22 protein-coding genes are annotated in these 23203 nt (G+C 72.7%); 15 read left to right on the plus strand and 7 right to left on the minus strand.

The features are described 5' to 3' along the window. Positions 1-61 precede the first annotated feature (61 nt). The 7 genes from ACFTZC_RS12490 to ACFTZC_RS12520 all read left to right on the plus strand — a co-directional run bounded on the left by ACFTZC_RS12490 (position 62) and on the right by ACFTZC_RS12520 (position 8486). The gene (locus ACFTZC_RS12490) at positions 62-307 is read left to right on the plus strand and encodes a helix-turn-helix transcriptional regulator (protein WP_365807253.1); all 246 of its coding nucleotides are present in this window, start codon (positions 62-64) and stop codon (positions 305-307) included. Then, the gene (locus ACFTZC_RS12495) at positions 307-846 is read left to right on the plus strand and encodes a hypothetical protein (RefSeq protein ID WP_382888767.1); all 540 of its coding nucleotides are present in this window, start codon (positions 307-309) and stop codon (positions 844-846) included. The genes ACFTZC_RS12490 and ACFTZC_RS12495 overlap by 1 nt, the downstream gene beginning before the upstream one ends. 164 nt (positions 847-1010) lie before the next feature. After that, complete coding sequence (locus ACFTZC_RS12500) at positions 1011-2543, plus strand: aldehyde dehydrogenase family protein (RefSeq protein WP_382888768.1); 1533 nt, start codon at positions 1011-1013, stop codon at positions 2541-2543. A 136-nt stretch (positions 2544-2679) separates the two neighbouring features. Then, positions 2680-4275: a GMC family oxidoreductase gene (locus ACFTZC_RS12505; protein WP_382888823.1), complete on the plus strand. Its 1596-nt coding sequence runs from the start codon at positions 2680-2682 to the stop codon at positions 4273-4275. Further along, entirely contained in the window at positions 4272-5468 is a 1197-nt protein-coding gene (locus ACFTZC_RS12510; RefSeq protein WP_382888769.1) for a glycine betaine/L-proline ABC transporter ATP-binding protein, read from the plus strand. Before ACFTZC_RS12505 ends, ACFTZC_RS12510 begins: the two co-directional genes overlap by 4 nt. Beyond that, positions 5465-7489, plus strand: coding sequence for an ABC transporter permease (locus ACFTZC_RS12515; RefSeq protein WP_382888770.1), 2025 nt, complete (start codon positions 5465-5467; stop codon positions 7487-7489). Before ACFTZC_RS12510 ends, ACFTZC_RS12515 begins: the two co-directional genes overlap by 4 nt. Position 7490: 1 nt before the next feature. Next, positions 7491-8486: an ABC transporter substrate-binding protein gene (locus ACFTZC_RS12520; protein ID WP_382888771.1), complete on the plus strand. Its 996-nt coding sequence runs from the start codon at positions 7491-7493 to the stop codon at positions 8484-8486. 51 nt (positions 8487-8537) lie between these two features. Here the strand turns inward: ACFTZC_RS12520 and ACFTZC_RS12525 are convergent, their stop codons facing one another. Further along, the gene (locus ACFTZC_RS12525; protein ID WP_382888772.1) at positions 8538-9077 is read right to left on the minus strand and encodes a carboxymuconolactone decarboxylase family protein; all 540 of its coding nucleotides are present in this window, start codon (positions 9075-9077) and stop codon (positions 8538-8540) included. A 47-nt stretch (positions 9078-9124) separates the two neighbouring features. Here ACFTZC_RS12525 and ACFTZC_RS12530 point away from each other — a divergent pair, with 47 nt between their 5' ends. Continuing rightward, entirely contained in the window at positions 9125-10630 is a 1506-nt protein-coding gene (locus ACFTZC_RS12530) for a PLP-dependent aminotransferase family protein (RefSeq protein ID WP_382888773.1), read from the plus strand. Between the two features lie 69 nt (positions 10631-10699). On the opposite strand, the gene ACFTZC_RS12535 is transcribed toward ACFTZC_RS12530, so the two are convergent. The 3 genes from ACFTZC_RS12535 to ACFTZC_RS12545 form a co-directional block, all read right to left on the minus strand. Further along, entirely contained in the window at positions 10700-11824 is a 1125-nt protein-coding gene (locus tag ACFTZC_RS12535; RefSeq protein ID WP_382888774.1) for a methyltransferase domain-containing protein, read from the minus strand. Then, complete coding sequence (locus ACFTZC_RS12540; RefSeq protein WP_382888775.1) at positions 11818-11940, minus strand: hypothetical protein; 123 nt, start codon at positions 11938-11940, stop codon at positions 11818-11820. Before ACFTZC_RS12540 ends, ACFTZC_RS12535 begins: the two co-directional genes overlap by 7 nt. Positions 11941-12043: 103 nt before the next feature. Then, complete coding sequence (locus tag ACFTZC_RS12545) at positions 12044-12925, minus strand: hypothetical protein (RefSeq protein WP_382888776.1); 882 nt, start codon at positions 12923-12925, stop codon at positions 12044-12046. 151 nt (positions 12926-13076) lie between these two features. Between ACFTZC_RS12545 and ACFTZC_RS12550 the strand changes: the two genes are divergently transcribed. Together ACFTZC_RS12550 and ACFTZC_RS12555 are read left to right on the plus strand one after the other, a co-directional pair. Next, on the plus strand, positions 13077-13361 hold the full coding sequence (locus tag ACFTZC_RS12550; RefSeq protein ID WP_382888777.1) for a hypothetical protein: 285 nt from the start codon (positions 13077-13079) through the stop codon (positions 13359-13361). Next, on the plus strand, positions 13361-14542 hold the full coding sequence (locus ACFTZC_RS12555) for a glutathionylspermidine synthase family protein (protein WP_382888778.1): 1182 nt from the start codon (positions 13361-13363) through the stop codon (positions 14540-14542). The genes ACFTZC_RS12550 and ACFTZC_RS12555 overlap by 1 nt, the downstream gene beginning before the upstream one ends. Before the next feature lie 57 nt (positions 14543-14599). Here ACFTZC_RS12555 and rocD read toward each other — a convergent pair whose 3' ends face one another. Beyond that, positions 14600-15805, minus strand: coding sequence for an ornithine--oxo-acid transaminase (gene rocD / locus ACFTZC_RS12560; RefSeq protein ID WP_382888779.1), 1206 nt, complete (start codon positions 15803-15805; stop codon positions 14600-14602). 166 nt (positions 15806-15971) lie between these two features. Between rocD and trpS the strand changes: the two genes are divergently transcribed. Both trpS and ACFTZC_RS12570 read left to right on the plus strand, forming a co-directional pair. Continuing rightward, on the plus strand, positions 15972-16985 hold the full coding sequence (gene trpS / locus ACFTZC_RS12565; protein ID WP_382888780.1) for a tryptophan--tRNA ligase: 1014 nt from the start codon (positions 15972-15974) through the stop codon (positions 16983-16985). 245 nt (positions 16986-17230) lie between these two features. Beyond that, positions 17231-17821 carry a 2'-5' RNA ligase family protein gene (locus ACFTZC_RS12570; protein ID WP_382888781.1) on the plus strand — a complete coding sequence of 197 codons (591 nt, stop codon included), beginning with the start codon at positions 17231-17233 and terminating at the stop codon, positions 17819-17821. A 37-nt stretch (positions 17822-17858) separates the two neighbouring features. Here ACFTZC_RS12570 and ACFTZC_RS12575 read toward each other — a convergent pair whose 3' ends face one another. After that, the gene (locus tag ACFTZC_RS12575) at positions 17859-18749 is read right to left on the minus strand and encodes an SDR family NAD(P)-dependent oxidoreductase (protein ID WP_382888782.1); all 891 of its coding nucleotides are present in this window, start codon (positions 18747-18749) and stop codon (positions 17859-17861) included. Positions 18750-18851: 102 nt separating this feature from the next. On the opposite strand from ACFTZC_RS12575, the gene ACFTZC_RS12580 reads away from it, so the two are divergent. Next, on the plus strand, positions 18852-19838 hold the full coding sequence (locus ACFTZC_RS12580) for a YihY/virulence factor BrkB family protein (RefSeq protein ID WP_382888783.1): 987 nt from the start codon (positions 18852-18854) through the stop codon (positions 19836-19838). Here the strand turns inward: ACFTZC_RS12580 and ACFTZC_RS12585 are convergent. Beyond that, positions 19786-21126: a D-alanyl-D-alanine carboxypeptidase family protein gene (locus ACFTZC_RS12585; protein WP_382888784.1), complete on the minus strand. Its 1341-nt coding sequence runs from the start codon at positions 21124-21126 to the stop codon at positions 19786-19788. The two genes, ACFTZC_RS12580 and ACFTZC_RS12585, sit on opposite strands and share 53 nt — an antisense overlap. 97 nt (positions 21127-21223) lie before the next feature. Between ACFTZC_RS12585 and ACFTZC_RS12590 the strand changes: the two genes are divergently transcribed. After that, positions 21224-21481 carry an SCO4848 family membrane protein gene (locus ACFTZC_RS12590; RefSeq protein WP_365807285.1) on the plus strand — a complete coding sequence of 86 codons (258 nt, stop codon included), beginning with the start codon at positions 21224-21226 and terminating at the stop codon, positions 21479-21481. Between the two features lie 183 nt (positions 21482-21664). Further along, complete coding sequence (locus tag ACFTZC_RS12595; RefSeq protein ID WP_382888785.1) at positions 21665-22912, plus strand: metallophosphoesterase; 1248 nt, start codon at positions 21665-21667, stop codon at positions 22910-22912. Positions 22913-23203 lie beyond the last annotated feature (291 nt).

The raw sequence follows: 23203 nt of genomic DNA on the forward strand, positions 1-23203 counted from the left end.
ACGGGGCCTTTTCGCGCCACCGGTGTTGTCAACCTCCTCGTGAATGTAGTACTTCTTATACATGAGCGAGCAGGTGCACAACAGGCTGGCCGTGGTGAGGGCCGAACGGAACGTGTCACGCCAGCAGTTGGCCGAGGCGGTGGGAGCCCACTACCAGACCGTCGGCTACATCGAGCGGGGGCAGTACAACCCCAGCCTCGACCTGGCCCTGAGGATCGCGGAGTACTTCGGCCTCCCGGTGGAGGCGCTGTTCTCCCTCGAACCCTTCAGCCCGCTCACGGACAAGGTCTACGGGAGGAAGCAGTGATGACCGCACGAGAGACGGCAGGGCGGGAGGCGCCGACGCCGGCGCCCACGGCGTACGACCGGCGCATGAGCGCGCTGATGAACCGGGGCGAGGCCCGGGCGTTCCACGCGACGGCCGCCCGCCGGAGACTGGTCGTCGCCGCCCACATCGCGCTGACCGTGTCCATCGCGGTGACCTGGGGCGTGGCGCAGGCCACGGGGCGGATGTGGCTCCTCTTCGTGATGATCGGGCTGCTGCTGCCCTGGTTCCTCGCGACCGGCGTCATCAACAGCGCCACGCGCGGGCTGCTGGAGCTGCGCGGCCGGGTGCTGGACGAGCGGCAGCGCGCGGAGCGCGACCGGGTCGGCGCGCGGGCCCACCGGGCCATGCTCGTCCTGCTGCTGGGCGGCACGCTCGGCTTCGTCGGGGCCCGGGTGCTCGGGGACACGGATGTGACGGTGTCGCTGCCGTACGCGCTGGCCGTGGCGCTGATCACGCACTGGCTGATGCCGCTGTGGGTGGCGGGACTCCGGGTCCAGGACGAGCCCGCGGAGGACTGAGCACCGTAAGCGCCGGGTACGGCGTGACGGAAGTGACACCCGCCGGGGCGGCATCCGGCGGGGCGGCACCCGCCGAGTGACACGAGGCACTTTCCGTCACACCGTACGCATGCTTTCCACCCCCCTGGGCAGATGCCTGAATCGCCAGTTCTCGCTGGTGAGGAATGTTCCGGGAATGGAAGGCAATACGCGACGTGTCGGCACAACAGACGATTCATGTGGACGGAAAGTGGCGTGCTGCCGCCTCCGGTGCCACGCGGGACATCCTCGACCCCGCCGACGCGACGGTGCTCGCCGTCGTCTCCGAGGGCGGCACCCAGGACGCCGACGCCGCGGTCGCCGCCGCGCGGGCCGCCTTCGACCACGGCCCCTGGCCGCGTACCCCGGTCGCCGAGCGGGCCGCGCTGCTGCGCAGGACCGCCGGCCTGCTGACCCGCAACCGCGAGAAGATAGCGCTGCTGGAGAGCAAGGACTCCGGCAAGACCCTCGAAGAGGGGCGCGTCGACGTCGACTGCGTCGCGGACGCCTTCCGCTACTTCGCGGACCTCGTGATGAACGAGAGCGGCGGCCGGGTCGTCGACGCCGGTTCGGACACCGTCCACAGCGTGGTCGTCCACGAGCCGGTCGGGGTCTGCGCGCTGATCACCCCCTGGAACTATCCCCTCCTCCAGGCGAGCTGGAAGATCGCCCCGGCGCTCGCCGCGGGCAACACGTTCGTCATCAAGCCGAGCGAGATCACCCCGCTCTCCACGGTCGACCTCATCGACCTGCTCGCCGAGGCGGGACTGCCGCCCGGCGTCGCCAACCTCGTGACCGGCGCCGGTGACCCGGTCGGCGCCCGGCTCTCCGCCCACCCCGACGTGGACCTCGTCTCGTTCACCGGCGGACTCAGCAGCGGTACGAAGGTGATGGAGGCGGCGGCCCCGGGCGTGAAGAAGGTCGCCCTCGAACTCGGCGGCAAGAACCCGAACGTCGTCTTCGCGGACGCCTGCGCCACCGACGAGGGCTTCGACACCGCCGTCGACCAGGCGCTGAACGCCGCCTTCATGCACAGCGGCCAGGTCTGCTCCGCGGGCTCCCGGCTCATCGTCGAGGAGTCCCTGCGCGAGCGCTTCGTCGCGGAACTCGCCCGCCGCGCCGGCCGGATCCGGCTCGGCCGGGGCACCGAGGACGCCGTGGAGTGCGGCCCGCTCGTCTCCGCGCGGCAGCTCGCCAGGACCGAGGAGTACGTCGCCTCCGCGCTCGCCGAGGGCGCCGTGCTGCGCTCCGGCGGCAAGCGGCCCGCGCCGTCCGCCGCCCGGCCCGAAGGCGGCTACTTCTACGAGCCGACCGTCCTCGACCAGTGCCACCGCGAGATGCGCGTCGTACGGGAGGAGGTCTTCGGCCCCGTCCTGACGGTCGAGACGTTCCGTACGGAGGACGAGGCCGTCGCCCTGGCCAACGACACCGAGTACGGGCTCGCGGGCGGCGTGTGGAGCGCGGACCCGGGGCGCGCGCGGCGCGTGGCCGGCCGGCTGCGGCACGGCACCGTCTGGATCAACGACTTCCACCCCTACCTCCCGCAGGCCGAGTGGGGCGGATTCGGCAAGTCCGGCATCGGACGCGAGCTCGGGCCCGCGGGGCTCGCGGAGTACCGCGAGGCCAAGCACGTCTACCAGAACCTCGAACCGCGCCCGGTCCGCTGGTTCGCGGGCTGACGTACGTACCGACGTACCCGCGTACCACCGGACGACCGCGACCGGAACAAGCCCGGAACCGCACCGGAACCGCGCTGGAACAGCGCCGCAAGAACCTCGTACGACCCTCCAGCAGAGGAGCAGACCACTCGTGGACATGGCGGACCTGACGGGCGCGGCGGATGCGACGGCGGCGGAGACGGCGGAGACGTACGACTACGTCGTCGTCGGCGGCGGCACCGCCGGCTCGGTGATCGCCTCCCGGCTCACCGAGCACCCCGGCGTCACCGTCGCCGTCATCGAGGGCGGCCCCTCCGACGTCGACCGCGAGGACGTACTGACCCTGCGGCGCTGGATGGGGCTGCTGGGCGGCGAGCTGGACTACGACTACCCGACGACCGAGCAGCCGCGCGGCAACTCGCACATCCGCCACAGCCGCGCCCGGGTGCTGGGCGGCTGCTCCTCGCACAACACGCTCATCGCCTTCAAGCCGCTGCCGTCCGACTGGGACGAGTGGGCCGCGGCCGGCGCCGAGGGCTGGGACGCGGGCTCCATGGACCCGTACTTCGCCCGGCTGCGCAACAACGTCGTGCCCGTCGACGAGCGCGACCGCAACGCCATCGCCCGGGACTTCGTCGACGCCGCGCAGGCCGCGCTCGGCGTCCCCCGCGTCGAAGGCTTCAACCGGAAGCCCTTCCACGAGGGCGTCGGCTTCTTCGACCTCGCGTACCACCCGGAGAACAACAAGCGCTCCTCCGCCTCCGTCGCCTACCTCCACCCCTTCCTCGACCGCCCCAATCTCCATCTGCTGCTGGAGACCTGGGCGTACCGGCTGGAGTTCGAGGGCACCCGCGCCACGGGCGTACGGGTGCGGACGGCGGACGGTACGGAGAAGCTGGTCGAGGCCCGCACCGAGGTCCTCGTCTGCGCGGGCGCCGTCGACACGCCCCGGCTGCTGCTGCACTCGGGCATCGGTCCGCGCGCGGACCTGGAGAAGCTCGGCATCCCCGTCGTCCACGACCTGCCGGGCGTCGGCGAGAACCTGCTCGACCACCCCGAGTCGGTGATCGTCTGGGAGACCGACGGGCCGATCCCGGAGAACTCGGCGATGGACTCCGACGCGGGGCTGTTCGTCCGGCGCGACCCGGAGACCGAGGGCCCCGACCTGATGTTCCACTTCTACCAGATCCCCTTCACCGACAACCCGGAGCGGATCGGGTACCAACGCCCCGAGCACGGCGTGTCGATGACTCCGAACATCCCCAAGCCGCGCAGCCGGGGCCGGTTGTACCTCACGAGCGCGGACCCGGAGGTCAAACCCGCCCTGGACTTCCGCTACTTCACCGACGAGGACGACTACGACGGGCGCACGCTCGTCGACGGCATCCGGATCGCGCGCCGGGTCGCCGCCGCCGATCCGCTGTCGGCCTGGCTGAAGCGCGAGGTCGCGCCGGGGCCGGAGGTCACCTCCGACGAGGAACTGAGCGAGTACGCCCGTAAGTGCGCCCACACCGTGTACCACCCCGCCGGTACCTGCCGGATGGGTGCCGCCACCGATGAACAGGCCGTCGTCGCACCCGATCTGCGGATCCGGGGACTCGAATCCATCCGTGTCGCCGATGCGTCGGTCTTCCCGACGATGCCGGCGGTGAACCCGATGATCGGGGTCCTGATGGTCGGGGAGAAGTGCGCGGAACTGCTCATCGAGGCAGCCACCGAGGCAGCGACCGAGGAGAAAGGGCTGATCCGATGAGCGAACTCGACCGACGATCCGAAGCCGCCACCGGGGAGAGCGGGAGCGGGAGCGGAGGAGGCGGCGGGGGCGGTACGGACGGACAGCCGCCCGTCTTCGCCGTACGCGACCTGTGGAAGGTCTTCGGCCCGGGGGCCGCCCGCGTACCCGCCGACCCGGAACTCGCCGCGCTCCCCGCGCCCGAGCTGCGGGAGCGCACCGGGTGCACCGCCGCCGTACGCGATGTCTCCTTCGACGTCCGCAAGGGCGAGGTCTTCGTCGTCATGGGCCTGTCGGGCTCCGGGAAGTCCACGCTCGTACGCTGTCTGACCCGGCTCATCGAGCCGACGTCCGGCGCGATAGCCATCGACGGCGAGGACGTCCTGTCGATGGACCGGACCCGGTTGCGCGCCCTGCGCCGGCACCGGGCCGCCATGGTCTTCCAGCACTTCGGCCTGCTGCCGCACCGCTCCGTGCTCGACAACGTCGCCTACGGCCTGGAGATCCAGGGCGTGGCCCGCGCCGAACGCCGCGCGAAGGCCGCCGAGGTCGTCGGCAAGGTCGGCCTCGACGGCCTGGAGGACCGCAGGCCCGGACAGCTCTCCGGCGGCCAGCAGCAGCGCGTCGGGCTGGCCCGCGCGCTCGCCGTCGACCCCGAGGTGCTCCTCTTCGACGAGCCGTTCAGCGCGCTCGACCCGCTGATCCGCCGCGAGATGCAGGAGGAGGTCATCCGGCTGCACCGCGAGGAGGGCCGCACGATGGTCTTCATCACCCACGACCTCAACGAGGCGCTGCGCCTCGGCGACCGCATCGCGCTGATGCGCGACGGCCGGATCGTCCAGCTCGGCACGCCCGAGGAGATCGTCGGGCAGCCTGCCGACGCGTACGTACGGGACTTCGTCCGCGACGTACCCCGCGAGCAGGTCATCACCGTACGCGCGGCCATGCGGCCCGGTGCCCCCGGGGACACCGCCACGGGCCCGGCCCTCGCGCCGACCGCCACCGTCTCCGAGGCGATCGAGGCCGTGGCCCGCTCCGGCGACACCGCGGCGCGGGTCGTCGACGCGGGCCGGCTCGTCGGCGTCGTCGACCACGCGTGCCTGCTCGGCGTGGTCGCCGGTACGGACGCGACGAGCAGCCCGGGGAGCGGTACGGAGACGGGGGCGGACCCGGCGGCGCGGCCCGGCGACGGAGAGGCGGCGGCCCTCCGATGACCACCGCCACGGGCGCCCCCGGAGCCTCCCGGACCCTGGGGGCGGCCGCAGCCCTCGCCGCCACGCCGGGCCGCCGGCGCGGGCTCGGCAAGCTGCTGCTGCTCGCGGTCTTCGCCGCCGTCCTCGTCCCGCTGGCCCTCACCCGCTGGCCCGGCACCGTCTGGCCCGAGGCGCTGACCGTCGACCTCTCCGGCCCGCTCGGCGGCGCCAGCGACTGGATCATCGACAACCGCGACAGCCACCCGCTCTTCCTCTACTTCCTCGGCCATGTCAGCAACGCCGTCGTCCTCTCCGTGCGCGCCGTCTACCTGCTGCTTCTCGCCATGGGCTGGGCCGGGGTCACCGCGGCGGCCGGCCTGATCGCCTGGCGCGTCGCGGGCGGGCGCCTCGCCCTCACCACTGCCGGCTCCGTCGCCCTGTGCGGGGTGCTCGGCATGTGGGTGCCGACCATGCAGACGCTCGCGCTGATGGTCGTCGCCGTCGCCGCGTCCGTGGTGGCCGGCGCGCTCCTCGGCCTCGCCGCCGGACTCTCCGACCGGCTCCACCGCGCGCTGCGCCCGGTGCTCGACACCATGCAGGTGCTGCCCGCCTTCGCCTATCTGCTGCCGGTCGTGCTGATCTTCGGCATCGGCGTCCCCGCGGCGGTCCTGGCGACCGTCGTGTACGCGGCCCCGCCGATGGCCCGGCTCACCGCGCTCGGCCTGCGGGGCGCCGACCCCGGCGTGATGGAAGCCGTCACCTCCCTCGGCGCGACGCCGTGGCAGCGGCTGCTGACCGCGCGCCTGCCGCTCGCCCGCAAACAGCTCCTCCTCGGCCTCAACCAGACGATCATGATGGCCCTTTCGATGGCCGTCATCGCCTCCGTGATCGGCGCCGGAGGCCTCGGCGACCGCGTCTACCAGGCGCTGGCCTCGGTCGACGTCGGCGCGGCGCTCGCCGCCGGGCTGCCGATCGTGCTGCTCGCCGTGGTCCTCGACCGGACGACCGCCGCGGCCGGCTCCGGCCTGGACCGCCCCTCCGGTACGCCGTCGGCGGTGGCAGGGGTGGCGGCGGTGGCGGCCCGGTTCCGTACGGGATGGCGCGGCTGGGCCGTGGCCGCCGGGGCCGCCGCTCTCGTCGCGCTCGCCGGACGCCTCCTGGACCGGCTCGACTGGCCCACGGGGTGGACGCTCGCCATCGCCGGACCCGTCAACACGGCCGTCGACTGGATGACCGCCCACCTCTACTCGGGCGTCCCCGTCGTCGGCGGCACCGCCGACTGGGCCGGCCGCTTCACCACCTGGGTGCTCGACCCGCTGCGCGGCGGACTCCAGGGGCTGCCCTGGTGGGCGCTGCTGCTGATCGTCGCCGCGCTCGCCCTGCTCATCGGCACCTGGCGGACCGCGCTCACCGCCGTCCTCGCGCTGGCCGCCATCGGTGTGCTCGGCGTCTGGAAGCCGTCGCTGGACACGCTCTCCCAGGTGCTGGCCGCCGTCGCCGTCACCCTGGTCATCGGCTTCGCCACCGGGATCGCGGCGGCCCGCAGCGCCCGCTTCGAGGCGCTGCTCCGCCCGGTCCTCGACGTCTTCCAGACCCTGCCGCAGTTCGTCTACCTGATCCCCGTCGTGGCGCTCTTCGGCGTGGGCCGGGCCCCCGCGGTGGCCGCGGCCGTCGTCTACGCGCTGCCCGCCGTCGTCCGCATCACCACCCAGGGGCTGCGCCAGGTCGACCCGGCGGCGCTGGAGTCCGCGCGTTCGCTCGGCGCCACCGGCGGCCAGCAACTGCGCCAGGTCCAACTGCCCCTCGCCGGGCCCGCGCTGCGCCTCGCGCTCAACCAGGGCGTGGTCCTCGTCCTCGCCGTCGTCATCATCGGCGGACTGGTCGGCGGCGGGGCGCTCGGTTACGACGTGGTGTTCGGCCTGGCCCAGGGCGACCTGGCGACAGGCCTGGTCGCGGGCGCCGCGATCGTCTGCCTCGGTCTGATGCTGGACCGGGTGACCCAGCCCACGGAACGCCGTGGCGGAGAGAGGAAGGGGGCCTGACATGGCACGCACCGGAACGCGCCCGCGCGGGCAGGTCCGTCCGCGTACGGCGGGGGCCCTCGCGTCGGTGGCCGTACTGCTGGCCGTCACCGGCTGCGGCGCGGCCGACATGACCAAGCAGGCGTCCCCGTACGCCAACGCACAGGGCTCGAAGACCGTCACCCTCTCCGTGCAGTCGTGGGTGGGCGCCCAGGCCAACGTGGCCGTGGCGACGTATCTCCTCGAACACGAGCTGGGCTACCGCGTGGACACCGTCCAGATCGACGAGGTCCCCGCGTGGGACGCCCTCAGCCAGGGCCGGGTCGACGCGATCCTGGAGGACTGGGGCCACCCGGAACAGGAACAGCGCTACATCGAGGACAAGAAGACCATCACACCGGGCGGCGGGCTCGGAGTCACCGGCCACATCGGCTGGTTCGTCCCCACGTACTTCGCGAAGCAGCACCCGGACGTGACGGACTGGCGGAACCTCAACAAGTACGCGGACCAGTTCCGTACCCCGGAGAGCGGCGGCAAGGGCCAGTTGCTGGACGGCTCGCCGTCGTACGTCACCAATGACAAGGCGTTGGTGGCCAATCTGAAACTGGACTATCAAGTGGTCTTCTCGGGCTCCGAGGCGGCCCAGATCACCCAGATCAAGCAGTTCGCCAAGGAGAAGAAGCCCTTCCTGACCTACTGGTACACGCCGCAGTGGCTGTTCCAGAAGGTCCCCATGACGGAGGTGAAGCTCCCGGAGTACAAGGAAGGGTGCGACGCCGACGCGAAGAAGGTCGCCTGCGCCTATCCGCACACCCCGCTCCAGAAGTACCTGAACGCGGACTTCGCGGAGAAGGGCGGCGGAGCGGCGGCCCTGCTGAAGAACTTCCGCTGGACGACCGAGGCGCAGAACGAGGTCGCCCTGATGATCGCCGAGCAGAAGCTCACGCCGGAGGAGGCGGCGAAGAAGTGGGTCGGGGCGAACGAGCCGACGTGGCGGAAGTGGCTGCCGAAGTCGTAAGGGTCCGGTGCACCGGTTCGAGGCCGGTGCGGACGACGGCGCCCGGGGCGGTTACTTGTGGCTGCCCGGGGTGTAGTGGCCCGGGACGCCACGGGTGGTCACGGCGAAGCGGTTCCAGGCGTTGATCACCGTGATCGCCGAGATGAGATGGGCCAGCTCGGTCTCGTCGAAGTGCGCGGCGGCCCTCTCGTACACCTCGTCCGGCACGAAGCCGACGGTCAGTACGGTGATCGCCTCGGCCAGCTCGATCGCGGCGATCTCCTTCGCCGTGTAGAAGTGCCGGGACTCCTCCCACGCGCTGAGCTGCACGATCCGCTCCACCGACTCGCCGGCCGCCAGCGCGTCCTTCGAGTGCATGTCGAGGCAGAAGGCGCAGTGGTTGAGCTGCGAGGCACGGATCTTGACCAGTTCGAGCAGGGTCGGGTCCACCCCCTGCCGGGCCGCCGCGTCCAGCCGGACCATGGCCTTGTAGACGTCGGGGACGAGCTGGGCGAGATTGAGGCGGGGGGTGTGCTCGGGCAGGGTGCCGGTCGTGCTCGTGGTGGCCGTCATGTTCGTCGCGTTCGCTGTGTCTGTCGTGTCTGTCGTCATGAGTACGACGCTACGCCGCCAGTGGCACAGGGCTATGGTCCATTTCCATGACAGATTCCTGGGCCAATCGGCGCCCCGAGCCATCGTCCGCAAACGGGCCATCGGATACGGACCGGCCATCGGACACGGACCGGCCGCCCGGTCCGCGCGGGCCGACGGTCTCCTTCGGCGGCGACCTCCACCTGGAGCTGCGCGGCCCCCGGCTGCGCGCCGGCCTGATGGACGCCCTGCGGGACGCCGTCCGTACGGGCCGGCTCGCGCCCGGCACCCGGCTGCCGTCCTCCCGCTCCCTCGCCGCCGATCTGGGCGTGGCCCGTAACACCGTGGCCGACGCCTACGCCGAGCTCGTCGCCGAGGGCTGGCTCACCGCCCGGCAGGGCTCGGGCACCCGGGTCGCCAGGCGCTCCGCGCCGCGCCGGACCGCGCCGGTGGCGGTCGGGGGCCGGCGCGACCCGGGCCGCGCCGCGCACAGCCTGCTCGCGGGCTCCCCCGACCTCGCCGCGTTCCCCCGCGCCCAGTGGCTGACGGCGGCCCGCCGCGCGCTGACCGCCGCGCCGTACGACGCCTTCGGCTACGGCGACCCGCGCGGCCGGATCGAGCTGCGGACCGTCCTCGCCGACTATCTGGCACGGGCGCGCGGGGTGGACGTCACCCCGGAGCGGATCGTGGTCTGCGCGGGTTTCGTCCACGGGCTGAGCCTGCTCGCGCAGGTGCTCAGGGCGCGCCGGGTGCGGGCTGTGGCCGTCGAGGCGTACGGGCTGCGGCACCACCGCGCCAAGCTGACCGGCGCCGGGATCCGCACGCCCGCGCTCGGTCTCGACGCGCGCGGCACCCGCACCGAGGAACTGCCGGAGCTGGCCCGTACCCAGGGCGTCGGCGCGGTGCTGATGACCCCGGCGCACCAGTTCCCGACGGGCGGCGCCCTCCACCCCGACCGGCGCGCGGCTGCGGTCGACTGGGCGCGCGCCACGGGCGGGCTGCTCCTGGAGGACGACTACGACGGGGAGTTCCGCTACGACCGCCAGCGCGTCGGGGCGCTCCAGGGGCTCGACGCGGAGCGGGTGGTCTACCTCGGTACGGCAAGCAAGTCCCTGGCCCCCGGGCTGCGGCTGGGCTGGCTGGTGGTGCCGGACGGGCTGGTGGAGGAGGTGACGGCGGTGAAGGAGACCACCGGCTGGGCGTCGAGCGCGCTGGACCAGCTCACGCTCGCGGAGTTCATCGCCTCGGGCGCGTACGACCGCCATGTTCGCGCCATGCGGCTGCGCTACCGGCGCCGTCGCGACCAGCTCACCGAGGCCCTCGCGGACCGGGCCCCCGACGTCCGGGTGACCGGGGTCGCGGCCGGGCTGCACGCCGTCATCGAGCTGCCGCCGGGCATGGAACGCGCGGTGGTCGAGGGTGCGGCCTGGCAGGGCCTGGCCCTGGAAGGCCTGGCCGGCTTCCGCCACCCGTCGACACCACCGGGCCCGGACGCCCTGGTCGTCGGCTACGGCACCCCGCCCGACAGCGCGTGGGCGGGCGCCCTGGACGCCCTGTGCCGCGCCCTGCCGTGACACCGGGCACGTCGCCGAGCGGCCGCGCGGGACACGGCACCGACGCGGGCCATGGCACCGAACGGCCGGCTACCCGGGCGCCCAGCGGGGGCCCGTCTCCCGGTCGCCGCTCCAGATGTACTGCTCGTCGGGCGTCCGCGTCATGCCGAAGTCGTGGAGCGACGGCGCGCCCGCGCGTTCCCACCTCCGCCACGCCCGCGCCACCTCGTCGGCCAGCCGCCGTGCCCCGCCCTGACGGGCCACGGCCGGGCGGCCCGCCGTCCCGGCGAGGGTCGCCCAGGAGGAACGGCCGTCGTGCAGCAGGGCGCGCACACCGTCCCTGCCCGACTCCGTGATGATCCGTACGTCGGGGAGCAGCACCCGCAGGGCGAAGAGCGCGTTCCCGTCCGTGAGCGCCGAAGGGTCCCTGGAGAACGGGGACTCCGTCTCCGGTGGGACGGCGGCGCGGATCTCGTGGAACCCCGGGCCCGGTCCGGCGGCGTACCGGCTGGGCATGAACATCCCCAGGCCCTGCACCCAGCCGGAGGCCGACCGGCCGTCGCCGGCCACCGTGAGCGCGACATGCCCGAGCCGCCCCCACGGGGTGACGATCCGGCCGCCGGGGCGGGTCTGCGCCACCCAGGCCCAGGGCACCTCCTCCACCGCGTAGGTCGCGATCACCCGGTCGTACGGTGCCCCGTCCCGCAGCCCGAGCGACCCGTCACCCACCCGTACCGATACCTCCGCGCCCGCGCTCCTGATCCGCTCCCGCGCGGCGTCCGCGAGACCCGCGTCGAACTCCACACTGGCGACCCGCCCGGCGCCCGCGCGCAGCCCGAGCAGCGCGGCGTTCCACCCCGCTCCCGTGCCGAGTTCGAGCACCCGGTGGCCGGGCTCGGGCATCAGCGAGTCGAGCATGTCGGCCACGACGGAGACGCAGGACAGGCTGGAGGTGGGCAGGCCGTCGGTGACCTGGATGACCGTGGAGTCGTACGACCCGGCGTACACGGCGCCCGCCCATCCCCGGGGGTCGGTGGCGCGGTCCACCGGCAGGTACTCCTCGCCGTCCCACACCCAGACCCGCTCGGGGGCGAACCGGTGCCGGGGCAGGGCCTCGACGGCCGAGCGGACCCAGGGCGAATCCTCCGGCCAGCAGCCCCGGACCGCCATGTCGTCCGCAAGCCGCCGCCGGTACGCATCGACGGGGGTCAGCACCCCTCCTTCCTGCGCTTGCCGGTGGGCGGTGGCGGATCGGGCACCTTGCTGTCGGAGTTCCCCGGCGGGGGCTTGCCCTGGGAGGGGGCGGGATCGGGCTTGCTGTGACCACCCATGGTCACCTCCCCTTCATCGGATACGGCTTCATCGGATATCGGATACGGGACATCGTCGCTCACCGTGATCGCCGTGGGCAATGGCTCGATCACTCTCTGGCGTCTACTCGCCAGCCCTTCCCCCAGCCCTTCCCCCAGCCCTTTTCCCAGCCGTTCCCCCCGGCCCGGCGGGCGCCGGCGGTTCCCCGAAGCGGGCCAGGGTCAGCGCGCCCGCCACCGCCACCGCGAAGCCCGTCACCGCCAGCCACGCCAGCCCGTCCCGGGTGCGGTCACCGAGCCAGGCCACGCCCACCAGGGCCGGGCCGACCGTCTCGCCGAGGACCAGGCCCGCCGTCGCCGTGGTCACGGAGCCGCGCTGGAACGCCGAGGTGAGCAGCAGGAACGCGGCCCCGCCGGCCAGCGGCAGCGCCCAGAGCGCCGGGTTCCCGGGGGCGAGGGGATCGGCCGGGTCGATCAGCCGGACCGCGACCTCCACCACCCCGAAGCCGAACCCCGCGCCCAGCCCCAGCACCAGCGCCCGCGCCCGGCCGGGGAGGCGCCCCGCGACCGCGCCCGCCAGGAGGATCGCCGCCACGACGGCCGGCAGGGCCCAGCGCAGGGCGGCTGGGCCCGTACCGTGCCCCTCCGCGCCCGAGGCGAGTCCCAGCATCGCCAGGCCACCGCAGACCACCGCCACCGCGGCCCACTCCGTGGAGCTGAGGCGTACCCGCAGCACCCGCGCGGCGACCACCGCCGTCACCGCCAGACTCGCGGCGAGCGCCGCGCCCACCGCGTAGATCGGCAGCGCGCGCAGCGCGACGATCTGGAGGGCGAACCCCAGCCCGTCCAGGCCGAGTCCGGCCGCGTACCGCCACTGCCGCAGCGCCCGCAGCAGCAGTGCCGGATCGACCCCCGACCCGGTCCCGGGTTCCGCGGCGCGCGCCGCGACGGCCTGGAGCACGGACGCGGTGCCGTAACAGACCGCCGAACCCAGTGCGCAGATCATCCCGAGAAGCACAAAGCGACCTTAGGTCCTCTCCAACGGGCACATCCGGGCAACAGACGGCGCACCGTCCTTACAAGAGGCCGAACCGGCCATCTAAGGTGTTCGGGCGGCCTCTTGGCCAGAATCGAACACCACGGGGGAGGTGCGGCACATGACCGCACGGGAACGGAAACTGAGGTCGAGCACGGTCGTGCTGGGGTCCATGGGGGTGCTGGCACTCGCCCTCACGTCCTGCGGCTCGGAGCCCGACAAGCGGTGCGCCGACCGTACGACCAAGGAGTCCCTGCCCAGCTCCCAGTGCAAGAGCGGTGGCAGCGGCTCGTACTACTACGGGGGTTCCAGCAGCAAGGGCAAGGTCGAGGGCGGCAGTTTCGACAAGGCGGCGGTCGACCGCGGCGGCTTCGGCTGCTCCGGCTCCGGCTCCGGCGGCGGCTGATGAAACGTCACACCATCGCCCCGCGCCCCGACTGGCAGCGCACCGTCGAGGAACAGGGCGTCGTCTACCCGCTCACCCGCCACCCGGACGGCTCCCTGCGCCCGTACTGGGACGAGAGCGCCTACTACACCTTCACCCTGCCCGAGGTGGAGGCCCTCGAAGAGGTCGTGGAGGAACTGCACGCCCTCTGCCTGGACGCCGCCGCGCACATCGTCGCGCACGACCGGTTCGCCGACCTCGGCGTCACCGACCCCCGGCTGGCCGGGCTGATCTCCGAGTCCTGGCGGCGCCGCGCCGAACTGCCGTCCCTGTACGGCCGGTTCGACCTGCACTACGACGGCTCGGGGCCGGCGAAGATGCTGGAGTACAACGCCGACACCCCCACCTCGCTGGTCGAGGCCGCGAGCGCCCAGTGGTTCTGGATGGAGGACCGTTTCCCCGGCGCCGACCAGTGGAACTCCCTCCACGAACGCCTCGTCGACGCCTGGCGGCGGCAGGCCGCCCTGCTGCCGCCGGGCCCCGTCCACTTCGCGCACTCCGACGGCGACGAACTGGGCGAGGACCTGATGACCGTCGCGTATCTGCGCGAGACCGCGGCCCAGGCCGGGCTGGCGACCGAGGCGCTCTCCGTCGAGGAGATCGGCTGGGACCGGCTCTCCGGCCGTTTCGTCGACGAACGGCTCCGCTACATCCGCACCTGCTTCAAGCTCTACCCCTGGGAGTGGCTGGCCACCGACCGGTTCGGCCCGCACGTCCTGGACACCCTCGACAACGGCGGCGGTACGGGCACCACCTGCTGGATCGAACCCGCCTGGAAGATGCTCCTCTCCAACAAGGCGCTCCTCGCGATCCTCTGGGAGCTGAACCCGGGCCACCCCCACCTCCTCCCCGCCCACCTCGACGGCCCCCGCGAACTCGCCGCCGCCCGCGGCTATGTCGCCAAGCCGCTGCTGGGCCGGGAGGGCGCCGGGGTCACGATCCACGAGCCGGACGGCCGCCCGGTGGTACGGGACGAGGCGTGCTGCTACCAGGAACTGGCCCCGCTGCCCGCCTTCGACGGCAACCACGTGGTGCTCGGCGCGTGGGTGGTCGGCGACGAGGCGGCGGGGCTCGGCATCCGGGAGTCGTCGGGCCTGATCACGGACGAGTACGCGCGCTTCCTGCCCCACGTCATCCTCTGAGCTCTGAGCCCCCATCGCGACGGAGCCCGGCTACTGCTCCACTACTTCCCTACTTCACTACTCCGCGAGCACCGCCCGCAGCTGGTCGAGCCCCCAGTCCAGGTCCTCCTTGCTGATCACCAGCGGCGGAGCGATCCGGATCGTCGAGCCGTGCGTGTCCTTCACCAGGACACCCCGCTCCATCAGCCGCTCCGAGATCTCCCGCCCCGTGCCGTGCGACGGCACGATGTCCACCCCGGCCCACAGCCCCCGGCCGCGCACCGCCGCCACCGCCCCGCCGCCCGTCAGCAGCCCCAGCTCCCGGTGGAGATGGTCGCCCAGCTCCGCCGCCCGCTGCTGGAACTCGCCGGTCCGCAGCATCGCGATGACCTCCAGCGCCACCGCGCACGCCAGCGGGTTCCCGCCGAACGTCGACCCGTGCTCGCCGGGCCGGTGCACGCCCAGCACCGCCGCCGAGGAGACGACCGCCGAGACCGGCACCACCCCGCCGCCGAGCGCCTTGCCGAGCACGTACATGTCCGGCACCACGCCTTCGTGCTCACAGGCGAAGGTCGCGCCCGTCCTGCCGAGCCCCGACTGGATCTCGTCCGCGACGAAGAGCACGTTCCGCGCCCGGGTCAGCTCGCGCACCCCGGCGAGATAGCCCGGCGGCGGCACCAGCACCCCGGCCTCGCCCTGGATGGGCTCCAGCAGCACGGCCACGGTGTTCTCGGTCAGCGCCGCCTCCATGGCGGTGAGGTCCCCGTACGGCACGATCTCGAACCCCGGGGTGTACGGGCCGAAGTCCGCGCGGGCCTCCGCGTCCGTGGAGAAGCTGATGATCGTCGTCGTACGGCCGTGGAAGTTGTTGCCCGCCACGACGATCTTCGCCATGCCGTCCGGCACGCCCTTGACCCGGTACCCCCACTTCCGGGCGGTCTTCACCGCCGTCTCCACCGCCTCCGCGCCGGTGTTCATCGGCAGGACCATCTCCATGCCGCAGAGCGCGGCCAGCTCCGTGCAGAATTCCGCGAACCGGTCGTGGTGGAAGGCCCGGGAGGTCAGCGTCACCCTCTCCAACTGGGCCTTGGCGGCGTCGATGAGCCGCCGGTTGCCATGGCCGAAGTTGAGGGCCGAGTACCCGGCGAGCATGTCGAGGAAGCGCCGTCCCTCGACGTCCGTCATCCACGCGCCCTCCGCCGAGGCGACGACGACGGGCAGCGGATGGTAATTGTGCGCACTGTGGGCTTCCGCCGAGGCGATGGCGCTCTCCGTTGTCGACACGGGTCTCTCCGATCCGTTCAGGGCAGACTGGCGAAGCTCTACCGCGTCCGCGGGGCACGGCCCCACTTTCTTTCGTCGCGCGCAGTCCGGACGGTGAAAGCTTGCCCGCCGTGTCGCCCGGCTGAACAGTTTCGAGCTGTCGGTCCCACCTGAGACAATGCTGAACATGGCCTCAGAAAGTCCTCGCGCCCTCTCCGGCATCCAGCCCACCGCAGGCTCGTTCCACCTCGGGAACTACCTCGGTGCGGTGCGCCAGTACGTGGCGCTGCAAGAGACCCACGACGCGTTCTACATGGTCGTGGACCTGCACGCGATCACGATGCCGCAGGACCCCGCCGCGCTGCGCGCCAACACACGGCTGGCCGTCGCCCAACTGCTGGCCGCCGGGCTCGATCCGCAGCGGTGCACGCTCTTCGTCCAGAGCCATGTCCCCGAGCACGCCCAGCTCGCCTGGGTCATGAACTGCATCACGGGGTTCGGCGAGGCGTCCCGGATGACGCAGTTCAAGGACAAGTCCGCCAAGGAGGGCACGGACCGCGCCACGGTCGGCCTCTTCACGTACCCGATCCTCCAGGTCGCGGACATCCTGCTCTACCAGGCCGACGCCGTCCCGGTCGGCGAGGACCAGCGCCAGCACATCGAGCTGACCCGCGACCTCGCCGAGCGCTTCAACTCCCGCTTCGGAGAGACGTTCACGGTCCCGGCGCCGCACATCGTCAGGGAGGTCGCCAAGATCTACGACCTCCAGGACCCCGCGGTCAAGATGAGCAAGTCGGCGTCCACGCCGAAGGGCCTGATCAATCTGCTCGACGAGCCGAAGGCCACCGCGAAGAAGATCAAGAGCGCGGTCACCGACACCGGCACGGAGATCCGCTTCGACGCGGTGGCCAAGCCCGGCGTGAGCAATCTGCTGACGATCTACTCCACCCTCACGGAGACGTCCGTCGCGGATCTGGAGCAGCGGTACGAGGGCAAGGGGTACGGCGCCCTGAAGACGGATCTGGCGGAGGTGATGGTCGAATTCGTCACACCCTTCCGGGCCCGCACCCAGGAATATCTGGACGATCCCGAGACGTTGGACGCCGTCCTGGCCTCGGGCGCGGAGAAGGCCCGCACGGTCGCCGCGGAGACGCTGGCCCAGACGTACGAGAGAGTGGGGTTCCTGCCCGCCAAGCACTGAGCCAGGTGGCTGGACCGGGTGTCCGGAGGGGCCACGGAGGGGCGACCGTATGGACGAATCCGTGTGACGCGGGTACGTCAGACGGTTACGCCATGTACTGACGCCGGCCCCCGGTCCGGCGAGCGCTGGCCAGCACGGCGGTGCGACCGTCACACTGGCGGGCGGCGCATGCCCGGCAGAACTTGGACCCAGAGACTGACTCAGAGACCGACCCAGAGACCGACAGAGAGACTGAGGAGAACGACGTGGGGACCGTAACGCTCGGCGTTTCGATCGCGGTCCCGGAGCCCTACGGCACTCTGATCCAGGAGCGGCGTGCGGGCTTCGGTGACCCGGCCGCACACGGCATCCCCACGCATGTCACGCTGCTGCCGCCCACCGAGGTGGACGCGGCCACCCTGCCCGCGATCGAGGCGCACCTCGCCGCCGTCGCGGCGGCCGGCCGGCCCTTCCCCATGCGGCTCTCCGGCACCGGTACGTTCCGCCCGCTCTCCCCGGTCGTCTACATCCAGGTCGTCGAGGGCGCCTCGGCCTGCGCCTGGCTCCAGAAGCGGGTCAGGGACTCCTCCGGGCCGCTCGTCCGGGAGCTCCAGTTCCCGTACCACCCGCATGTGACCGTCGCGCACGGCATCGCGGAAGAGGCGATGGACCGGGCCTACGAGGAGCTGTCGGAGTACGCGGCGGAGTGGAGCTGCGCCTCCTTCGCCCTCTACGAACAGGGCACGGACGGCGTCTGGCGCAAGGTGCAGGAGTACGCGTTCGGCGGCGGTACGGAGACCCCGGAGGTGCCCTCCCAGTCCACCCCCGCCGACCGCCCCGCCTCCCTGAGCCCCTGACCCTCTGAACCCGGGCTCCTGAGCGGCCGAGGGCCCTTCAGATGGGGAGTCTGCGGAAGAGCGGGCGCGGCAGCAGCCGGAGCGCCGCCGCCAGCACCCGCAGCGCCCCCGGCACCCACACCGTCTCCGCGCCCCGCCGCAGCCCCGCCTCGACCGCCACGGCCACCTCCCCGGGCGTCGCCGCCATCGTCAGGGCCGTCGGCGCCTGCGCCCGGTCCCGCGCGGACTCCCCGGGCCGCACGGGCGACCACGGCCGTACGAAGCCGGGCCGTACGACCATGACCCGCACGCCGGTGCCCTGCATCGCGTCGCCCAGCCCCTGCGTGAACGCGTCGAGGCCCGCCTTGCCCGACCCGTAGAGGAAGTCCGCGCGCCGGGCCCGCTCCGCCGCCACCGACGAGAACACCACGAGCGCGCCGTGCCCCTGGGCCTGCAGCGCCGCCGCGCAGACCAGCCCGGCCGAGACCCCGCCGGTGTAGTTCGTCTGCGCCACCCGGGCCGCGGCCGGCGGGTCCGCCTCGTCCCGCGCCTGGTCGCCCGGCACCCCGAAGGCGAGCAGCACCAGGCCGACCGGGCCCTCCGCGAAGACCTTCCCCAGCGCCTCCGCGTGCGCGCCGGGATCCAGGGCGTCGAACGCGACTGTACGCACCTCCGCGCCCAGCGTCCGCAGCCCGGCCGCGGCGGCCTCCAGCGCGGGGGAGGGGCGGCCCGCCAGCCAGACCGTACGGGCGCCGCGGACGATCAGCCGGCGCGCGGTGGCCAGACCGATCTCCGACGTTCCGCCGAGCAGGAGCAGGGAGTGCGGGATGCCCGGGGAGTGCGGGAGACGCGAGCTGTCTGGGATCCCGGAGCCGTGCGGGAGGCCGGAGCCGTGCGGGATACCGGAGGCGTGTGAGGTGCCGGAGGCGTCCTTCATCGGTGAGCGCATGGACGCGACCGTATCGCCAGGATCACCCTATATCTCACTCTTGAGCGCCTTTGTCGTGATGGCCGCAGGGATACTCGTATGAATGGGGGTAGAGACCTCCGCATGGACTGGCTGAAAAACCTCCCCGTCATCGGTCCGGTCGTGGCGCGCCTGATGCGGACCCACGCCTGGCGCTCGTACGAGAGGCTCGACCGGGTCCACTGGACACGCCTCGCCGCCGCCATCACGTTCATCAGCTTCATCGCGCTCTTCCCGCTGATCACCGTGGGCGCGGCGATCGGCGCCGCGCTGCTGAGCCAGGGGCAGCTCGACCGGCTCCAGGAGAGCATCGCGAAGCAGGTGCCCGGCATCTCGCAGCAGCTCGACATCAACGCCCTCGTCGCCAACGCGGGCACCGTCGGGGTGGTGGCCGGCGCGCTGCTGCTCCTCACCGGCATCGGCTGGATCGGCTCGATGCGGGAGTGCCTGCGGGCCGTCTGGGAGCTGGAGGACCCGCGGGACGGCAACCCGATCCTGCTCAAGGGCAAGGACGCCGTGGTCCTGCTGGGCCTCGGCGCGGCCGGGCTCGCCTCGTTCGGCGCCTCGTGGCTCGGCTCGACGGCCGTCGGATGGAGCGCCGACCAGCTCTCCATCCCCCGGGGCGGGGCGGGCGGCGTACTCCTCCAGGCCGCCGCCCTCGCGGTCGCGGTCGTCGCCGACTTCCTGCTCCTCCTCTACGTCCTGACGCTGCTGCCCCGCGTCCACCCGCCGCGCCGCCGCCTCGTCGTCGCCGCGCTGCTCGGCGCCGTCGGCTTCGAGCTGCTGAAGCTGCTGCTCGGCGGCTACATGAGCGGCGTGGCGACGAAGAGCATGTACGGGGCGTTCGGGGTGCCGGTGGCGCTGCTGCTGTGGATCAACTTCACGGCGAAGCTGCTGCTGTTCTGCGCCGCCTGGACGGCGACGGGCAGCAAACCGGAAGCGGAGACGGAGCGGACGGAGCCGGGCGGCGACGGCGGCGACGGGGGCGAGGACGACGGCCGGGAGGAGTACGGGGGTGCTACGCGCGCGGGCGGCGCCGGACCAGGTCGGGCAGCGGCCAGCGCCGGTTGACCAGGTACGCCGTACCCGCCAGCAGGACCAGCGCCCCGCCCGTGATGCCGAGCGCGACCCCGGCCCCGCCCGTACCGCCACTGCTCGCCGCCGCCACGGGCCCGCCGTCGTGGCCGGCGCCGTCGCCGGATCCCACCTGTGTGGGGTTCGGCGATGCGTTCGTACGGGCCGACTTCGGCGGCACCAGCACCCCCACCGGCTTCACCTTGCCGCTCGCCGTGAACCCCCAGTCCAGCAGCCGGGCCGTCTCCTGGTAGACCGCGTGGGACTCCGTGGACGACGGGTTCATGACCGTGACCAGCAGCTTCTTGCCATCGCGCTCGGCGACCCCGGTGAAGGTGTTCCCCGCGTGGGTGGTGCTGCCGTTCTTGACGCCCGCGATGCCCCGGTACTGGGCGACACCGCCCGCGCCGGTCAGCAGCCGGTTGGTGTTCTGGATCTCGAAGTTCTCCCGTACCGGCTTGAAGCCCTCCTTCTTCTCGCCCTCCTTCGGCTTCGAGAACTCGCCGGGGAACTTGGCCCTCTGCGTCGAGCTGTACTCCCGGAACTCCTTCTTCTGGAGGCCGGAACGGGCGATCAGCGTCAGGTCGTACGCGCTGGAGACCTGGCCCTTCTCGTCGTAACCGTCGGGCGTGACCACATGCGTGTCCAGCGCCTGCAACTCCTCGGCCTGCGCCTGCATCTCGCCCACCGTCTTCTCCACCCCGCCGTTCATGGCGGAGAGCACATGGACGGCGTCGTTGCCGGAGCGCAGGAACACCCCCAGCCACAGGTCGTGGACGGTGTACGTGAGGTTCTCCTTCACCCCGACCAGGCTGCTGCCCGCGCCCACGTCCGCGAGGTCGGTGTTGGTCACCTTGTACTCCTCCGTCGCGGACAGCTTGGGCAGCAGCGTGTCCGCGAAGAGCATCTTGAGCGTGGAGGCCGGCGGCAGCCGCCAGTGCGCGTTGTGCGACGCCAGTACGTCGCCGGTCTCGGCGTCCGCGACGATCCAGGACCGGCCGCTCAGCTTCTTGGGCAGCACCGGCACGCCCGCGCCGAGATTCACCTGCGTCCCCGCCTTGCCGAGCAGCGCCCCGCCCACGGTGGACATCGAGGCGGGCGGCTGGGGCTGCTTCAAGCCGGACCCGCCGGCGGCGTCGGACCCGCTGTCCGCGGAGGCCGCGGGGGTCGCGGGAGCCTCCGGCGTCTCGGGGACCGCGGCGGCCGCCGAGGCGGGCAGCACGGTCAGAACAGGCAGCAGGGCGGCGGTGAGGACCGTCACAGCGGTCTTTTTCAGAGCGGGCACGACCGAGAACGTACATGCCCTGGTTATGGACGCAGACACCGGCGGAACTCCCGGACCCCGCCGCCGCCGCCCGGAGGGCGACGGCGATACTGAATCCATGAAGCTCAGCCGCCCCGTGTCCTGGTTCCTGCTCGCGTTCGGGGTCTGGAGCTGGTTCATCTGGATCACTTTCGTGAAAAATCTCTGGCAGGACGGCAGCGGGCTCGCCTTCGACGACGCCGGCGACCCGACGGGGTATTTCTGGGTGCACCTGACGCTCGCCGTCGTGTCCTTTCTTCTGGGGACGGCGATCGGCGTGCTCGGGTTCCGTGGCGTCCGCGCACTCCGGCGCGAACAGCCTGAACAACAGGTATAGGGGCGGGGTCTCTTCGTGGTTGTCGTAGTCGTTCTGGCGGTGCTTGCGGTGGTCGCGGTGCTGGTCGCGGCCCACTGGTACGTGTGGCGGCGCCTGGTGCGCGACACGACGGCGGCGCCCGGGCCCGCCCGCAGACTGGGAACGGTTGCGATTATTCTGCTGCCAGTTCTCTCGGTCGGCGCTATGGCTTCGAGTCGTTCCGAGGCACCGTTCCTGCTCCAGCAGGCCCTGGCCTGGCCGGGGTTCCTGTGGCTGGCGACGCTGCTGTACCTGGTGCTGGCACTGGGTGTGGCGGAGGTCGGGCGCCCGTTGCTGCGCCGCTACCTGGCCCGGCGGGACGCCATGGAAAACACACCGGAGCCCACTACTCCGACAGAGCCACGGGAACCGGCCGCCGCCGGTACGACGCAGAGCAGCGCGGCCGAGACCACGCCGGGTGCCGCTGAGAAGGCGCCGGGCACGGCCGAGAAGGCGCCGGCCGCCGCTGAGACGACGCCGGGCGCGGCCACCGCCACCGTCACCGCCTCCACCCCGGTCCCGGCACCCCCTTCCGTCACTGCCACCTCCACTTCCACCTCCACCTCCCCCTCCGCCGCGCCCACCGGCCCCTCCCGCCGGCTCTTCGTCTCCCGCGTCGTCGGCGGCGCCGCCGCCACCGCCGGGCTGGCCACCGTCGGGTACGGCACGTACGGCGTCCTGCGCGGCCCCCGCGTCAAGCGCGTCACCGTCCCGCTCGCCAAGCTGCCGCGCTCCGCGCACGGCTTCCGTATCGCCGTCGTCAGCGACATCCACCTCGGCCCGATCCTGGGCAGCGGCCACTCCCGGCGCATCGTCCACGCGATCAACTCCACCCGGCCCGACCTGATCGCCGTCGTCGGCGACATGGTCGACGGCAGCGTCCAGGACCTCGGCCCGGCCGCCGCACCCCTCGCCGGTCTGGAGGCGCGGCACGGCTCCTTCTTCGTGACCGGGAACCACGAGTACTTCTCCGGCGCCGCCGCCTGGGTCGACCACGTACGCGAGCTGGGCATGCGGCCCCTGGAGAACGAGCGCGTCGAGATCGCCGGATTCGATCTCGCCGGGGTCAACGACATCGCGGGCGAGAGCGAGGGCGACGGCCCCGACTTCGTGAAGGCGCTCGGGGACCGCGACCCGGCCAGGGCCTCCGTGCTCCTCGCGCACCAGCCCGTCGTCATCCACGACGCCGTACGCCACGGCGTCGACCTCCAGCTCTCCGGCCACACCCACGGCGGCCAGGTCTGGCCCGGCAGCCTCCTCGCGGGCTTCGCCAACCCCACCGTCGCCGGTCTGGAGCGGTACGAGGACACCCAGCTCTACGTGTCGCGCGGCGCGGGCGCCTGGGGCCCGCCGGTACGGGTCGGCGCGCCCTCCGACATCACCGTCGTCGAACTGGCCTCGCGCCAGGCGTGACCCCCGGGGTGGGGAGGGGGGGGGGGGCCGGGGGCCGCGCCCCCCCCCCTACATACCCGTGCACTCGCCCCGGCGGGGCGGGCGGCTCCCCGGGGGGGGGGGGGGGGGGGGCCCCCCGGCCCCCCCCCCCCTCCCCACCCCTTTTTCACGGCTCCGCACCGGCCATTTCCCCAGTTGCCAACAGCTACTCACCGGTTGTCTCGACTTAACGCGACTGTTTCCCGCAAGAGCCCCCATTTCTCTTCCACAGGTGGAGACCTGTGTGGTTGGGTATGCGCCATCGCGGTCAGG

The sequence above is a fragment of the Streptomyces sp. NPDC056987 genome, assembly GCF_042673865.1.
GTDB lineage: Bacteria > Actinomycetota > Actinomycetes > Streptomycetales > Streptomycetaceae > Streptomyces.

Excerpts from the sequence above, each read along its gene's own strand:
- ACFTZC_RS12490 (WP_365807253.1), top strand. The coding sequence starts at position 62 with ATGAGCGAGCAGGTGCACAACAGGCTGGCCGTGGTGAGGGCCGAACGG.
- ACFTZC_RS12495 (WP_382888767.1), top strand. The coding sequence starts at position 307 with ATGACCGCACGAGAGACGGCAGGGCGGGAGGCGCCGACGCCGGCGCCC.
- ACFTZC_RS12500 (WP_382888768.1), top strand. The coding sequence starts at position 1,011 with ATGTTCCGGGAATGGAAGGCAATACGCGACGTGTCGGCACAACAGACG.
- ACFTZC_RS12505 (WP_382888823.1), top strand. The coding sequence starts at position 2,680 with ATGGCGGACCTGACGGGCGCGGCGGATGCGACGGCGGCGGAGACGGCG.
- ACFTZC_RS12510 (WP_382888769.1), top strand. The coding sequence starts at position 4,272 with ATGAGCGAACTCGACCGACGATCCGAAGCCGCCACCGGGGAGAGCGGG.
- ACFTZC_RS12515 (WP_382888770.1), top strand. The coding sequence starts at position 5,465 with ATGACCACCGCCACGGGCGCCCCCGGAGCCTCCCGGACCCTGGGGGCG.
- ACFTZC_RS12520 (WP_382888771.1), top strand. The coding sequence starts at position 7,491 with ATGGCACGCACCGGAACGCGCCCGCGCGGGCAGGTCCGTCCGCGTACG.
- ACFTZC_RS12525 (WP_382888772.1), bottom strand. The coding sequence starts at position 9,077 with ATGACGACAGACACGACAGACACAGCGAACGCGACGAACATGACGGCC.
- ACFTZC_RS12530 (WP_382888773.1), top strand. The coding sequence starts at position 9,125 with ATGACAGATTCCTGGGCCAATCGGCGCCCCGAGCCATCGTCCGCAAAC.
- ACFTZC_RS12540 (WP_382888775.1), bottom strand. The coding sequence starts at position 11,940 with ATGGGTGGTCACAGCAAGCCCGATCCCGCCCCCTCCCAGGGCAAGCCC.
- ACFTZC_RS12545 (WP_382888776.1), bottom strand. The coding sequence starts at position 12,925 with ATGATCTGCGCACTGGGTTCGGCGGTCTGTTACGGCACCGCGTCCGTG.
- ACFTZC_RS12550 (WP_382888777.1), top strand. The coding sequence starts at position 13,077 with ATGACCGCACGGGAACGGAAACTGAGGTCGAGCACGGTCGTGCTGGGG.
- ACFTZC_RS12555 (WP_382888778.1), top strand. The coding sequence starts at position 13,361 with ATGAAACGTCACACCATCGCCCCGCGCCCCGACTGGCAGCGCACCGTC.
- trpS (WP_382888780.1), top strand. The coding sequence starts at position 15,972 with ATGGCCTCAGAAAGTCCTCGCGCCCTCTCCGGCATCCAGCCCACCGCA.
- ACFTZC_RS12575 (WP_382888782.1), bottom strand. The coding sequence starts at position 18,749 with ATGCGCTCACCGATGAAGGACGCCTCCGGCACCTCACACGCCTCCGGT.
- ACFTZC_RS12580 (WP_382888783.1), top strand. The coding sequence starts at position 18,852 with ATGGACTGGCTGAAAAACCTCCCCGTCATCGGTCCGGTCGTGGCGCGC.
- ACFTZC_RS12590 (WP_365807285.1), top strand. The coding sequence starts at position 21,224 with ATGAAGCTCAGCCGCCCCGTGTCCTGGTTCCTGCTCGCGTTCGGGGTC.
- ACFTZC_RS12595 (WP_382888785.1), top strand. The coding sequence starts at position 21,665 with ATGGCTTCGAGTCGTTCCGAGGCACCGTTCCTGCTCCAGCAGGCCCTG.